General features: G+C 62.3%; 11 protein-coding genes. 7 read left to right on the forward strand and 4 right to left on the reverse strand.

The window, feature by feature from the left end; genetic code table 11:
• Window positions 1–68 precede the first annotated feature (68 nt).
• Window positions 69–956, reverse strand: a complete 888-nt coding sequence (locus P3T20_RS25995) for a LysR family transcriptional regulator (RefSeq protein WP_074263991.1) — start codon at window positions 954–956, stop codon at window positions 69–71.
• Between the two features lie 103 nt (window positions 957–1059).
• On the opposite strand from P3T20_RS25995, the gene P3T20_RS26000 reads away from it, so the two are divergent.
• The 3 genes from P3T20_RS26000 (at window position 1060) to catC (ending at window position 3554) form a co-directional block, all read left to right on the forward strand.
• Complete coding sequence (locus tag P3T20_RS26000; protein WP_429288243.1) at window positions 1060–2217, forward strand: muconate/chloromuconate family cycloisomerase; 1158 nt, start codon at window positions 1060–1062, stop codon at window positions 2215–2217.
• A gap of 50 nt (window positions 2218–2267) precedes the next feature.
• Window positions 2268–3176, forward strand: a complete 909-nt coding sequence (catA, locus tag P3T20_RS26005) for a catechol 1,2-dioxygenase (RefSeq protein WP_429288244.1) — start codon at window positions 2268–2270, stop codon at window positions 3174–3176.
• Window positions 3177–3263: 87 nt separating this feature from the next.
• Window positions 3264–3554: a muconolactone Delta-isomerase gene (catC, locus tag P3T20_RS26010; protein ID WP_429288245.1), complete on the forward strand. Its 291-nt coding sequence runs from the start codon at window positions 3264–3266 to the stop codon at window positions 3552–3554.
• 22 nt (window positions 3555–3576) lie between these two features.
• Here the strand turns inward: catC and P3T20_RS26015 are convergent, their stop codons facing one another.
• Window positions 3577–5343, reverse strand: a complete 1767-nt coding sequence (locus P3T20_RS26015; RefSeq protein ID WP_429288246.1) for an ABC transporter substrate-binding protein — start codon at window positions 5341–5343, stop codon at window positions 3577–3579.
• Window positions 5344–5441: 98 nt separating this feature from the next.
• Here P3T20_RS26015 and P3T20_RS26020 point away from each other — a divergent pair, with 98 nt between their 5' ends.
• The 3 genes from P3T20_RS26020 (at window position 5442) to P3T20_RS26030 (ending at window position 9499) form a co-directional block, all read left to right on the forward strand.
• Window positions 5442–6254 carry a hypothetical protein gene (locus P3T20_RS26020; RefSeq protein WP_429288247.1) on the forward strand — a complete coding sequence of 271 codons (813 nt, stop codon included), beginning with the start codon at window positions 5442–5444 and terminating at the stop codon, window positions 6252–6254.
• Window positions 6255–6367: 113 nt separating this feature from the next.
• Window positions 6368–7060 (forward strand): HAD family hydrolase, encoded by a 693-nt coding sequence (locus tag P3T20_RS26025; RefSeq protein WP_429288248.1) that lies wholly within the window; start codon window positions 6368–6370, stop codon window positions 7058–7060.
• A 246-nt stretch (window positions 7061–7306) separates the two neighbouring features.
• Window positions 7307–9499 carry an FUSC family protein gene (locus tag P3T20_RS26030; RefSeq protein ID WP_429288249.1) on the forward strand — a complete coding sequence of 731 codons (2193 nt, stop codon included), beginning with the start codon at window positions 7307–7309 and terminating at the stop codon, window positions 9497–9499.
• A gap of 110 nt (window positions 9500–9609) precedes the next feature.
• On the opposite strand, the gene P3T20_RS26035 is transcribed toward P3T20_RS26030, so the two are convergent.
• Window positions 9610–10572, reverse strand: a complete 963-nt coding sequence (locus tag P3T20_RS26035) for a substrate-binding domain-containing protein (protein ID WP_429288250.1) — start codon at window positions 10570–10572, stop codon at window positions 9610–9612.
• Window positions 10573–10621: 49 nt separating this feature from the next.
• On the reverse strand, window positions 10622–11575 hold the full coding sequence (locus P3T20_RS26040; RefSeq protein WP_074264000.1) for a LysR substrate-binding domain-containing protein: 954 nt from the start codon (window positions 11573–11575) through the stop codon (window positions 10622–10624).
• Window positions 11576–11952: 377 nt separating this feature from the next.
• On the opposite strand from P3T20_RS26040, the gene ansP reads away from it, so the two are divergent.
• Entirely contained in the window at window positions 11953–13449 is a 1497-nt protein-coding gene (gene ansP / locus P3T20_RS26045; RefSeq protein WP_083611373.1) for an L-asparagine permease, read from the forward strand.
• Window positions 13450–13512: the final 63 nt, after the last annotated feature.

Consider the following 13512-nt stretch of genomic DNA (forward strand, 5'->3'; position numbering starts at 1 on the left):
ATTGCGTCTGACTTTTTGCTTTCAGGTTATTAATTTGTAAGCGATTGGATCGATGCCATTGCGACACCTCATCCTGCGCGAAACAACTCCCGCGCCAGCGAACAGAGCAACGTAGTCGCCGGCGATTCATCCTGCAGTCGCCGGCTCATGATGATCGGCGACACAGCATGCGCTGCCGGAATCGCCCGGTAGACCACCCCATGCGCGCGCAACCCTTCTACGCTCTCCGGTACGAGACACACCCCAACCTGGGCTGCGACCAAGCCCAGTGCGGTTTGCAATTCCCTCACTTCATGAACCGCTTTCGGCTCCAGCGCGTGATCATGCATTGCCGATAGTTGCTGATCCGCGTAACTCGGCCGCGGCGTGCTCGGATAGACAATCAAGGTCTCCTGCGCAAGCGCGGCGAGCGTCAAGGCTTTCTTCTGCCGCGCGAGCGGATGATCTTGCGGCAGCGCGGCGATCATCCTTTCTTCGACGAGGACTTCGCGCGCAAGCTGCGCGTCATCGAAACGCAGGCGGCCAAAGCCCACATCGATACGTCCGCCCTTGAGCGCACCGAGTTGCTCGATGGTGAACATTTCGATCAGAGACAGTTCGATCAGCGGCGCCGCTTCGCGAAACGCGCGAATCACCGCGGGCAACGCCCCGTATAGCGTCGACGGCACGAAGCCGATCACGATCCGCTCGGCCAGTTGCGCGAGCCGCCGCGTCAGCGGTGCAAGCTCGTCAGCCTCGCCGATCAGCCGCTTCGCCTGCGTATAGAAAATGCGCCCGGCTTCGGTCAGCCGCAACGGCCGCGCGCCACGCTCGAACAGCGCGAGCCCCACGCTTTCCTCGATCTGCTGGATCTGCCGGCTCAACGGCGGCTGCGTCATATGGAGGCGATTCGCGGCCCGCGTAATGTTCATTTCTTCCGCGACCGCAACGAAGTAGCGGAGTTGGCGAATTTCCATGCATACCCCTAAGGTATGAAAGTAGTCGGAATCGGTGTTGGACTGCTACGTGGCTTTGTTCCTAAGATGGAGACCTCAGCAAAGCAGTGCAGGAGTGCAACGAATGATAGCAACACCCGTGATGATCGAGAGCGTCGAGACGATTCTCGTCGATGTACCGACGATTCGGCCCCACCGGCTCTCGGTTGCAACGATGAATCACCAGACATTGGTGCTGGTTCGGATTCGCTGCGCCGACGGCGTGTCAGGGGTAGGCGAGGGCACCACCATTGGTGGCCTCGCGTATGGCGAAGAGAGCCCGGAAAGCATCAAGGTCAATATCGATACTTACTTCGCACCATTGCTAAAAGGTATGGACGCGACCCGGCCGGGCGTTGCCATGGCGAAGCTGCGTACGCTGTATCAGGGCAACCGGTTCGCCAAATCCGCCGTTGAAACCGCGTTGTTCGACGCCCAGGCGCAGCGCCTCGGCGTGCCCCTGTCCGAACTGTTCGGCGGCCGCGTACGGGATGCGGTAGACGTCGCATGGACGCTCGCAAGCGGCGACACGCAGCGCGATATCGAAGAGGCCGAGCGTGTCTTCGAAGCGAAACGTCATCGTGTATTCAAGCTGAAGATCGGCGCGCGTGCGCTCGCCGATGACGTGGCGCACGTCGTTGCGATAAGGAGCGCGCTGGAAGGACGCGGTGAAGTGCGGGTCGACGTGAATCAGGCATGGACCGAAACCGAAACGATCTGGGCTGCCCGACGTTTCGCGGATGCCGGTGTGGCCCTGATCGAACAGCCGGTCGCCGCGGAGAATCGCGCCGGTCTCAAACGCCTGACCGATCTGGCTCATGTGCCGATCATGGCTGATGAAGCGCTGCACGGTCCCGCCGATGCGTTTGCTATCGCCAGCGAGCGGGGCGCCAATGTGTTCGCGGTGAAGATCGCCCAATCAGGCGGCCTCATCGGCGCGGCGCACGTAGCGGCGATCGCGGCCGCTGCGGACATCGACCTGTATGGCGGCACGATGCTCGAAGGCGCGGTGGGCACGATCGCATCCGCGCAACTCTTCAGTACGTTCGGTGAACTGAAGTGGGGCACCGAACTGTTCGGCCCTTTGCTGCTGACCGAAGAGATTCTCACCGAACCGTTGCGCTACGAGAATTTTTCGCTGCAACTTCCAGAAGGGCCAGGTCTCGGCATCGTGCTCGACTGGAGCAAGATCGAGCGACTGCGGCGCGATACGTCCAGGGGCGCCAGCGTCGCCATGAGCTAGCGTTTTTGAAACACATTAGTCATCCATAACATTGAACCAGGAGATACCCCATGAACAGGCAAGCCATCGACGCGCTGCTGAACAAGATCAACGACAGCGCCACCAGCGAAGGAAATCCGCGCACCAAGGAGATCGTCAACCGTATCGTGCGCGATCTGTTTTGCACGATCGAAGAGCTCGACGTGCAGCCCGACGAATTCTGGACCGCGCTGAACTATCTGGGCGATGCGGGCAAGAGCGGCGAGTTGGGTTTGCTGGCCGCGGGCCTTGGTTTCGAGCATTTTCTCGATCTGCGTCTCGACGAAGCGGAAGCGAAAGCCGGTATCGAGGGCGGCACGCCGCGTACGATCGAAGGCCCGCTCTATGTGGCCGGCGCGCCGGTGTCCGATGGCCATGCACGGCTCGACGACGGCACCGATCCCGGTCAGACGCTGGTGATGCGCGGCCGGGTGCTGGGCGAAGACGGCAAGCCGCTCGCGAATGCGCTGGTTGAAGTGTGGCACGCGAACCATCTCGGCAACTACTCGTACTTCGATAAATCGCAACCGGCCTTCAATCTGCGCCGCTCGATCCGCACGGACGCGAGCGGCAACTACAGCTTCCGCAGCGTGGTGCCGGTCGGTTACAGCGTACCGCCGCAAGGCCAGACTCAACTGCTGCTCGATCAGCTTGGCCGTCACGGGCATCGTCCGGCGCATATCCACTTTTTCGTCTCGGCACCGGGGTTTCGCAAGCTAACCACGCAGATCAACATCGACGGCGATCCGTATCTGTGGGACGACTTTGCGTTCGCCACGCGCGATGGTCTGGTGCCGGCCGTCAAACAGGCCGAAGGTGTGCAAGGCAAACCGTATGGCGTGGACGGCAACTTTGCGCTGATCGATTTCGACTTCACGCTCTTCAAGGACCGCGATAACCTGCCGGGCGCCGAAGTCGAGCGCTTGCGCGCCGAGGCTTGAGGCGCACAACCACCGCGTTGATTTTTATCGGCCCCGCCGCATGCTTCGCCGCGCAATCGGGGCCGTCTGCACATCAAGGAGCTAACGATGCTGTTCCACGTAGAGATGACCGTCAATCTGCCGCATGACATGGACGCCGAGCGCGCGGCGCGGTTGAAGGCCGACGAGAAGGCGATGTCGCAGAAGCTGCAGGAAGAGGGGGTGTGGCGGCATCTATGGCGGATCGCCGGCCACTACGCGAACATCAGCATCTTCGACGTGGAGAGTCCCGCGCATCTGAACGACGTGCTCAGCCAGTTGCCGCTCTTTCCGTATATGGATGTGGACGTGCGGGCGCTATGCCGCCATCCGTCATCGGTTCGCGACGATGACCGTTGATCGGGCGTCCTGAGTATATTCTCTACCGCAACCAAAGATCGGCAAACGGCGCGAGCCCGAACGCCAGGTTCTTGACCCCGCCCACGTGCGCTGCGGCCTGAACACGCAGGATTTCATGTGAGATCGGTATCAGCAGTCCTTCCATCACCAACTGCTTACCGATCCCGGCATACGCTTGCATGCGCGCTTCGCCATCGGCGGTTGCGCGGATCGCCCGCAACTGTTTATCCATGAGCAGACGGCGCGCTGGCGGGCTCCATTTCTGGAGAATAGGGTTCGACGAGAACCACCCATAGCAGTCCAGATCGGCGTAATTGTTGAGCGGTTCGATTTGCAATACCAGGTCGGCGGAGTCAAGCCATTCATACCGCAGATATTCCGGAACGCTCAACGCGACCACGTCCAGTTCAATCTTTGCTTCCTTAAGCCTTTCCTTTATTGACTCGGTCAACGCCGCCAGACGGCCGATAATTCCTATCGTCACCATGGTCAACCTGGTGTGTTCGGGGATGGGTGGCCGGCCTCGCGGAGCGGCTACCCGATGTTGCCAGTCTGGAAGCAAACCTGACGCAGGCTGTCGTGACTCGTCGTCGGTCGCGATCAGAACGCTCGGGGCGAGCCAGTCAGCCAGCGCCAATCGTTGCTCGGCGGATGCCAGAAGCGGGCGGCTGGAATTGCAACTCACACTGGTACACCCGGGCAGAACTTGTGCAACCTGGTGCTCTGTCTTCGAGCTGGAGCCGGTGTAGCCGAAATGGAGATCGAATGCCGATCTTTCTTCCGATGGCGCAATGACCCAAAGGTCGATCTCATCGAGCAGCGCACGCTCACGATAGTAGTCTTCGAACACCGTTAGCGTTAGCCGGTACTCGCTACGGCGCGTCACTTTGAAGGGGCCACTGCCCACCGGCATGAGCGAGAAGTCGCTGTTCCGGTTTCTCGGGATGATCGATGCCGAGGGGGCAGCGAGCGAGTGGGGCCACAGATAGTCGGTGAATTTCAGATGGCACGTGACCCTTCGGCCGTCGCCAATCTCTATCGCGTCGAGATGCTCGTAGAGGTAGGCGGCATCTCCCGCTTTGTCGCGTACGCGCAATAGGGTCTGTCGTACGTCTTCCGCTTCCACTTCGCTGCCGTCGTGGAAGCTGAGGCCCGGTCTTAGCCAGAAGTGCCAGGTTTTCGCGTCGTCTTCGGGTTCCCAGTAATGGGCAAGCCCGGGCATCAGTTGCTGCGTAGTCCGATCGAATTCGGTGAGTCGCGAGAATATCTGGCCGACCAGATGACCTTCCATGTTGGTGGTAATGCCGGTTGGATCAAGCGCCTCGATGGGGTAGCTCAGGGGTATCCGAAGCCGGTTACGCGAGCCGCTGGCCTGCGGTGCATGCAGGAAGTCCGGAAGTCGTGCCATTAGCAGCTTGCGCTGTTCGCCATCGAGGCTTGCGAATGCTTCTTCCAGTTCACCGTCGGCCAGCAAGCCCGATAAATGATCCAAAGCCACCTGTTGGGGCGAGGCGAGCATCGTCAGGCGCGAAAAATGGCCCCGGCCACGCGCCGCTTCCCAGTGCAACCAACCCTTCTCCTCCATCTTGCGCAGCAACAACCGCGCGTTGCGCTCGCTGCAGTTCAAGGTCTTTGCGAGCGCGGGCAAGCCGGGCTGCTCCGGCGTTTTTGCCAGCAACGTGTGTAGTTTCTGGAACTGGTCGATAAGGCGCATAAAAGAGGAAATTAATTTCCTGAAGTCGTCCGTTTTTATTTTCCTCTTTGTCGACCATGATGTCGATACCGTCAACAGGCAGTGGGTTCGAAGGCGGCGAGCGTGCCGCAAAGCGACGCGTGGCCAACTGCGATGTGGGTCTTCGCGCGGTGGAAAAAGGAAAGGACACGATCATGAATCGGCAAGAACTCTACATTGACGACAAGAGCGGCGTCGCCCGGAGCGCGCGAGGCCCCCTAGGTCACGAGATTCGCAGCGCGAGCGTTACGCGCATCGGAGCGTGGCTGACCTATGGTTTTAGCCTCGCCTGTGCGCAACCCTTGATGTGGCTTGCAACGATTCTTGCCAGCGCCGATCTCGCAACGGCGCTTGCACTTGCCGCGCCGTTTCAACGGCTAGCCGTGCTGCTGCCGGCGGTGCTTGGCGGAGCAATCCTGCTCACGCCGGCAGGCATCGGTGGTGTGCAACGGCAGCGCTTTGGCTCGACTCTGGCGGCGCTCGTACGTCATCGCGATGCGCTGCTCACCGTGGTGCTGGCTGCCGCGGCGATTGTGGCAGTGGGATATGTGCTTTCCTTCGCACTGCTTCATGTGAAGCTGACGGCGTCGATGATGCCAGGCGGCGCGCACAGCCTGTCGATCATCTTTGGCCATGCTAACGACCGGACGGCTGCGCTCTGCCCGGTTCTGCACGCGGTCGCTTTTGCAGTCGCCATTGCGGCAGTGTGGTTTGCGCCGGCGCTGATCGTTCTGCAGCAACGTCCGCCGTTCGAGGCGATGCTGACGAGCTTGCGCGCCATGTTCCATAACGGGCCGGTCGCCCTGATGTACGCCGCAGTACTGGCTGCCGACGCGATGCTCGTGCCGGTTGCGCCGATGCCGATCCGCGCGCTCGTGCTGACACCGCTGATCAGCGCGTTAATCCTGCTATCCATGCACGGCAGCTACCGCGACATTCTGTCAATCGACCCTTCGAGAGAGGACTAACGCGGTCGACGGTCTTCCGAAAGGCCGTCGACGCAGCGACCCGCGCCACTCACGCCGAACCCCAACCTAAAGTATCCTCTATCGCTTCGAGACCTTTTCCAGCGATAGTCAGAATGCCTTCTTTCCCCTTCGACGCGGTACTTTTCGATTGCGACGGCGTGCTCGTCGACTCAGAACTCATCACTAACCGCGTGCTCTCGCAGATGCTCGGCGAGCTTGGCTGGCCCATCAGCGTCGCAGAAACGATGCGCGTGTTCATGGGCAAGGCGGTGCGCGACGAGGCGTCGCTTATCGAGGCCAACACGGGCGTCGCCATCTCGGAGGCGTGGCTGACGCAGTTCAGGGAGCGCCGCAACGCGGCGCTTGAGCTGGAGCTCGTGGCGATCAATGGCGCGGCAGCGGCGGTAAAGGCCCTCCACACAGCGTTGGATGGCTGCATCGCAGTTGCGTCCGGCGCGGACCGGCACAAGGTCGAGATGCAATTGCAGAAGACCGGCATGCTCGATTACTTCGAAGGCCGCGTCTTCAGCGGACACGAAATGCCGCACACCAAGCCTCATCCCGATGTGTATCTGGCGGCGGCACGCAGCCTGGGGGTGGACCCCAAACGCTGCGCGGTGGTGGAAGACACGGTGACCGGTGCGACGGCCGGCTTGGCAGCGGGCGCGACGGTGTTCGGCTACGCACCCTCCAACGTTGGCCACAGCACGCCGGACGCGTTGCGCGAAGTCGGCGTCGCGCTGGTGTTCGAGGACATGGAGCAGTTGCCGGCCTTGCTTGCGCAATGGCGGCTGGTGAACGCCTGACGGATAACAAGGAACAAAGGAATAGCCTCCATAAGAAAACCCGGCGTCTGAAAACTGGAATCGTGGACGACGGGATCGGGATTGCCGGGCGGATGGGCAAAAGGCATCCTTGGCATGCAGCGAACTCATAATTGTTTCTAGGGTTAACCCTTATTATGTTGCTTTCTGCAACGATCGCCCGGGGAATTGTGACCACGGCCGCGATTGATGTGCCGCTCCAACCCAGTTCTTCGATTCCAGGGCGCAATGTTTGGTCATTTTCAGCGCAGGGCAAAGCATGCGGCTAACCGCCGGTTGAATACCTTGCATGCGGTCGCTGACTACGCGTCGCGGCGGCGCCCGGTGTGGATGGTGTCGTTCGCGGTGGACGAGGCGAACCTGTCCGAGGGCCTGCGCGCCGCGTGCGCATCGACTGCGATGCTGGTGCTCGGCAATCTGCTGCATGACCCGTTGTTTGCATGGGCGGCCATCGGCGCCTTCTGGACCTGCCTCGCCGACGCGGCGGGGACCAACCGCATGCGCTTCGCCTCGATGATGAGCTTCGCGCTGCTCTCCACGCTGTGCGGCGGCCTCACGGCATTCGCCTCCGGCGCCGGCACATTGGCCGCGACGGCGGCGATCCTGCTATTCGCGACGGCCGGCGCGCTCGCCCGGGTGTGGGGCGCAGCGGCCTCGCAAGTGGGCATTCTCGCGGCGACCGCCTGCGTGGTGATGGTCGACAGGCCGATGCACAACCTGCAGCACGGTCTTCTGTTTCTCTCTATCTATCTGTTCGGATGCCTGTTCGCGGTGGTGCTGAGCCTGACCGTGTGGCGCATCCATCCGTTTGGACCCAGCCGCATGACGTTGCGCGCCGTCTACAGCAGGCTCGCCGATATCGCGCTCGATAGCGCGCGTCTGCTCCGACGCGACACCGCCGACTTCGGGCAATGGGCGCGCCATGCCGCCACCTATCGCGGCCAGGCACGCGCGGCGCTCGAAAGAGCCCGCAAGGTGCTGGCCAAGGTGCCGAACCTGCGCGTCGACAAGCGCGAAACCTACGAGCACCTGCTGCTCGCGCTCGCGGATACCGAGCGCGTGTTCGCCTACCTGATCGCCGTCACCGACGCGTGCGAGCGCGGCCACCACAATCTGCGCGAACCGCAGCGCGCCGCGCGCACGCTGTCGGCAGTGGCCGAGGTACTGCTGCGCATTGGCCGCGCGGTCAGCGAAGACGCCAGCACCCAGGCGGCTCGAAGCAGCCGCGCGGACGATCAGGCCGGCAGCGACGCGAGGTCCACGCCGGCCGCGCTGCAACGCCGTCTGCACAAGCTGGCCCGCGCGCTCGAAGTGGCGCTCGGCGAGCCGCTGGCGCTCAAGCTGCGCTCGGGCTCACTGGAATTCGAACCGCCCCCGCGGCGCGAGACCGGCTGGTTCGAGGCTGCCGTCGGCAACCTGTCGCGCGCCTGGATGACGCTCAAGGCCAACGCATCGTTCGAATCGATCGGACTGCGGCACGGCGCGCGCGTCGGCGTGGCCGCCACGGCAGGCTTCGTGATCGTGCGGATCCTGCACGTGCCGTTCGGCTACTGGGCGACCATGGCGATCCTGCTGATCCTGCAGCCGTCGATTGCCGGCACCTGGCCGCGCAGCATCGAGCGGGCGGCGGGCAGCATCGCCGGTGGACTTCTGGCAGCGGCGATCGGCCTCGCGATTCATGCACCGATCGGCATCTCGCTGGTGGTGTTTCCGCTCGTCTGCGCGACCATGGCGCTGCGTACCGTCAGCTACAGCCTGTTCGTGCTGTTCCTCACACCGACCTTCGTGCTGGTGGCGGACTTCGCCGCGCCAGCGGGCCACGAGTGGATGTATGCGGTGACCCGGCTCGGCAATAACGTGCTTGGCTGCCTGATCGCACTCGTCGCGACGTTTCTGTTATGGCCGAGCCGCGAGCCGGTGGATTTTCGCGTTCGCCTCGCCGACGCGGTCGGGGCAAACCTGAACTATCTGGTGAGCGCGCTCGAGCATGCGGGCGGCGAAGATACCGAAGTGGAGAAAATGCGTCGTGCAGCGGGCCTCGCGAGCAACAACGCGGAAGAGGCGTTCAACCGCCTGCGGCTCGAGAAGCTGGAAAGCTCGCTGGCCGACCGTGCTGCGATCACGGCACTCGCGCTGTTGCGGCGCGTTGCAGGAACGGCGACGCGGATGCGGCTTGCCGCCAACAAGACCCAGGCGGACGGTGCGTTGATCGCGTGGATTTCGGCGGTAAGCAAGGAGCTCGACGCGTATTTGCTCGACCGGGCGCAGGTCGAGCCGCGCTCGGAGTTCGAAGCGTTTCCGCGCCGGCACCTGTCGCTGGTCGAAGCGGACGCGGTGAATCAGGTCTCGCATCTGCGCCGCCTGCTGGTGGAGAACACGGGCGTCATCGAAGAGGTGGCAGGCAAACCGGTGCTGTCCTGAGCGTTTGTGCGGGACGCACGCCGATGCAAACGGTGCGCGAGGGATAGGCTGTGCCGGATTGGCCTCTGAGTCGCGCGCGGTAGCCCCGCAGCGCGCGCCTGCCCATACGCTCAACGATCCCCGCTCTTCACCAGCTGCAAAGGCGTTTCAACAAGAGGCGTCAGGTCCTCCTGGCGGGTCATCTCCGTAAGCGCCTTGAGCGCCACGTCGATGCCGAACACGGCCTGGCGTGCCGCGAACTGATCCACCGTGGCGAGAATCTTGCCGCTATTGAGCAGCGGCCTGATGTCCGGGTTGTTGTTGTAGCCAGTGATGTACACGCTGCCGGTGCGATGCGCAAGGCGAACCGCGTCGACCGCGCCCGTGGCCATATTGTCGTTGGCGCACAGCAATGCGCGAAGTCGCGGATGCTGCGCCAGCATCGTCGCAGCGGCCGCTTTGCCTTTGGCATAGGTATAGTCGCCCGGCGCAACCGCCACGACTTTCATGCCGGCCGCGTCCATGGCAGCCTTGAAGCCCTCGGTGCGTTGCTGTGCGTTGCGGTCGGTCGTGACACCTTCGATGATCCCCACTTCGTCGCCGCGAGCGAGCTTGGTGGCCACGTAATCGCCTATCGTCTCCGCACCCTTGCGGTTGTCCGGACCGACGAACGGCACCGAGAGGTGGAGCGCATCGAGGGCCGCTTCGTCGAGCGGATTGTCGATAGCGATCACGATGATGCCCGCGTTGATGGCGCGCGCTACCACCGGCACCAGCGCCTTCGAATCGGTCGGAGCGAGCACGATGGCGCTGGTGTGCGCGCCGATCAGATCGTCGACCATGCGAATCTGGGTAGCGGTGTCGAGTTCCGTGGACGTGCCGAGCACGTTCAGGTCGAACTGCGAGGCAAAGTGCTTCTGGTAGTTCTGCGCGGCGCTCGCCATGGCGACCGTGAACGGGTCCGCGAGCGACTTCAGAACGAGGGCGATCGTCAACTTGCCAGTCGGTATGGCCTCGGCAATTTTCGCAACTGTCAGGCCGGCGGCTGCGAGCGCGCCGGCTACGAGCACGCGCCGGCGTGTCTTCTGTACCATTGGCTTCCTTTTGTCGTGCGCGATGGTTAGCGCACAGGAATGATACAGCCTAGCCCGGCGTGAGCATCTCCGGCAAAACCTCGGTTCTTGGCTCGATCGACTGGTTGCTGATATAGGCCCACAACTGCTCGGCTGCCTGGCCGCGTTGCTTGACCGGCCGGTACAGGCGGATTTCAAGTTCGGTCGCCCAGGCGTTGGAGCCGGCTCGCACCAGCGTGCCTTCGTGCAACTCTTTGGTGATACAGCTTTCGGGCAGCCAGCCGATGCCATGACCCGCTACCACCATGCCTTTCAAGGCCTCGGACATGTGGGTTTCAAAGCAGCGGTACAGCGAATAGGGCTCGGTGGCATTCATCAACAGCATTTCCACGACGTTGCCGAGGAACGCACCCGACGAATAGGCGAGCAGCGGCAGCGGCCGCCCGGTCTTGCCGGGCAGCTCGAACAGCGGTTTGCCGTCGGGACCGGCGGCCGACACCGGCACGATCCGTTCGACTCCGAGCGTCAGAAACGGAAAGTGATTGGGGTCGAGCGCAATCGGCAATTGCGGGTGGTGATAGCCGATCAGCAGATCGCAGTCGCCCGCCACCAGATGCTGCACGCCCTCCGGCACATTGACCGCCTGGACCCGCGCCATGATGTTGCCGAACTCGTTGGTCAGGCGTTTGAGCCAGTCGGGGAAGAGCGTGAACACAAGCGTGTGGGCCACCGCGAAGTGCACCACGTGATCGTTCTCCGCAAACTGCTCATAGCCGCCCACCAGATTGCGGGCCGCGTGCATGCTGCGCAGGATGTCCGCGGCCAGGCTGCGAAACATCCTGCCGGCGGGCGTGAGGGTGATCGGATTGACGCTGCGGTCGAACAGGCGCGTGCCCATCCACGTTTCGAGCGCCACGATTCGTCTACTGAATGCTGACTGGGTGAGATGGCGGCTGCGCGCCGAACGGGAAAAACTCTTCGTGTCAGAAAGAGAAAGAAAGTCTTCCAACCACTTTGCTTCCATATTTATCACTTTTATTGGATCAATCGACAACCGCCATCCGTCGGATACCGGCGACTCTCTAGCCTACCGCCTCGCGCTTCCAGCATACCGATGTTTTTTTTCGATGGGTGTTAGTCGAAATATGCATGAGCGTTGCCGCCATAAATTGGGCTACATACCGTTCGACTGCCTGCCCATGTATTACGCAGTGCTGACACGAGGCAGTGCCGACATGATAAATGCGCGCTGAATGGATTCTGTAACCGGCAATTGTTAATTCCGGTAAGAGACGCCGTGCCGGTTCGTTGAAATTCATCTGTGCGCCATTGCCTATCAACCCGACGGACTATCTCCGGGATTCCGAAACAGCGAACCCGCCTCAAAGGATGGAACTGATTATGTCCACACTGGAAAACCAACCGCATCCCCCCGGCAGCGGTGAATTGGATAAGAAAAGCTGGCTGGAATCGCACGAAGCGGGATATCACAAGACTTTGGGTAACCGTCAGGTGCAGATGATCGCGATTGGCGGCGCGATCGGCACGGGCCTGTTTCTCGGCGCCGGTGCGCGTTTGCAGATAGCGGGTCCGTCGCTGGCAATTGTTTATCTGGTGTGCGGCGTATTCTCGTTTCTGATTCTGCGAGCGCTCGGCGAACTGGTGATGCACCGTCCGAGCAGCGGCAGCTTCGTATCGTATGCGCGCGAATTTCTCGGCGAAAAGGCTTCGTTCGTGGCCGGCTGGATGTATTTCCTGAACTGGGCGATGACCGGTATCGTCGACATTACGGCCGTCGCGCTATATATGCATTACTGGGGCGCCTTTACGTCGGTGCCGCAATGGGTGTTCGCGCTGATCGCGCTGTGCATCGTCGCGGCGATGAACCTGATCGGTGTGAAATGGTTCGCCGAGATGGAGTTCTGGTTTGCCCTCATCAAGGTGGCCGCCATCTCGCTGTTCCTCGTGATCGGCACGATCATTCTCGGCACAGGCGTGCACGTGGCCGGCAACAGCACCGGCGTGCATCTGATCAGCGAGAACGGCGGCTTCTTTCCGCACGGTCTGCTACCTGCGCTCGTGCTGGTGCAAGGGGTGGTGTTCGCCTTTGCCGGCGTCGAACTGGTGGGCACCGCCGCGGGCGAGTGCAAGGACGCGCGCAAGGTGCTGCCGCGCGCCATCAATAGCGTGATCTGGCGGATCGCCTTGTTCTACGTAGGCGCGGTGGTGCTGCTGGTGTGCCTGCTGCCGTGGAGCGCGTACAAGGCAGGGCAGAGCCCGTTCGTCACCTTCTTCGGTCAGCTCGGCGTGCCGGGCGTGGGTTCCGTGATGAACATCGTCGTGCTGTCCGCCGCGCTGTCGAGTCTGAACTCCGGCCTGTATTCGACCGGCCGCGTGCTGCGGGCGCTGTCGATGGGCGGCTCCGCGCCGAACTTCCTGTCGCGTATGAGTTCGCAGTCGGTGCCGTATGCCGGCATCCTCGTGACCGTGGCGATCTACATCGTGGGCGTGGTGCTCAACTACTTCGTGCCGTCGAGCGTGTTCGAGATCGTGCTCAATATCGCTTCGCTCGGCATTCTCAGCACCTGGGGCTTTATCGTGGTCTGCCAGATGAAATTCCGTCAGGCGGTAGCGCGCGGCGAAGCGGAGCCGGTGACCTTCCGGATGCCCGGTGCGCCGGTCACCTCGTGGCTTACCCTGGCGTTTCTGCTGGGCGTGCTGGTGCTGATGGCCTTCGATTACCCTAACGGCACGTGGACGGTCGCCTCGATCCCGGTTGTGGTGCTGCTGCTGGTGGCCGGCTGGTACGGCGTGCGCCGCCGCGCGGGAGCGATGATGAAGCCGACGATCCCGTCGGTCACCCTGACACAGAGCGTTCTCGAGGACAACCCCCGCTAGTCGCGACCACTATTTCGGCCAATTTCGCTATGCCGCCAGACCCGCTACACTGGCAATACACGC

Source organism: Paraburkholderia sp. GAS206C (genome assembly GCF_050435645.1).
Lineage (GTDB): Bacteria > Pseudomonadota > Gammaproteobacteria > Burkholderiales > Burkholderiaceae > Paraburkholderia > Paraburkholderia phenazinium_B.

What these genes read in the sequence shown, in the direction of transcription:
- P3T20_RS25995 (WP_074263991.1), bottom strand. Translation starts at nt 956, where the DNA reads ATGGAAATTCGCCAACTCCGCTACTTCGTTGCGGTCGCGGAAGAAATG.
- P3T20_RS26000 (WP_429288243.1), top strand. Translation starts at nt 1,060, where the DNA reads ATGATAGCAACACCCGTGATGATCGAGAGCGTCGAGACGATTCTCGTC.
- catA (WP_429288244.1), top strand. Translation starts at nt 2,268, where the DNA reads ATGAACAGGCAAGCCATCGACGCGCTGCTGAACAAGATCAACGACAGC.
- catC (WP_429288245.1), top strand. Translation starts at nt 3,264, where the DNA reads ATGCTGTTCCACGTAGAGATGACCGTCAATCTGCCGCATGACATGGAC.
- P3T20_RS26020 (WP_429288247.1), top strand. Translation starts at nt 5,442, where the DNA reads ATGAATCGGCAAGAACTCTACATTGACGACAAGAGCGGCGTCGCCCGG.
- P3T20_RS26025 (WP_429288248.1), top strand. Translation starts at nt 6,368, where the DNA reads ATGCCTTCTTTCCCCTTCGACGCGGTACTTTTCGATTGCGACGGCGTG.
- P3T20_RS26030 (WP_429288249.1), top strand. Translation starts at nt 7,307, where the DNA reads ATGTTTGGTCATTTTCAGCGCAGGGCAAAGCATGCGGCTAACCGCCGG.
- P3T20_RS26035 (WP_429288250.1), bottom strand. Translation starts at nt 10,572, where the DNA reads ATGGTACAGAAGACACGCCGGCGCGTGCTCGTAGCCGGCGCGCTCGCA.
- P3T20_RS26040 (WP_074264000.1), bottom strand. Translation starts at nt 11,575, where the DNA reads ATGGAAGCAAAGTGGTTGGAAGACTTTCTTTCTCTTTCTGACACGAAG.
- ansP (WP_083611373.1), top strand. Translation starts at nt 11,953, where the DNA reads ATGTCCACACTGGAAAACCAACCGCATCCCCCCGGCAGCGGTGAATTG.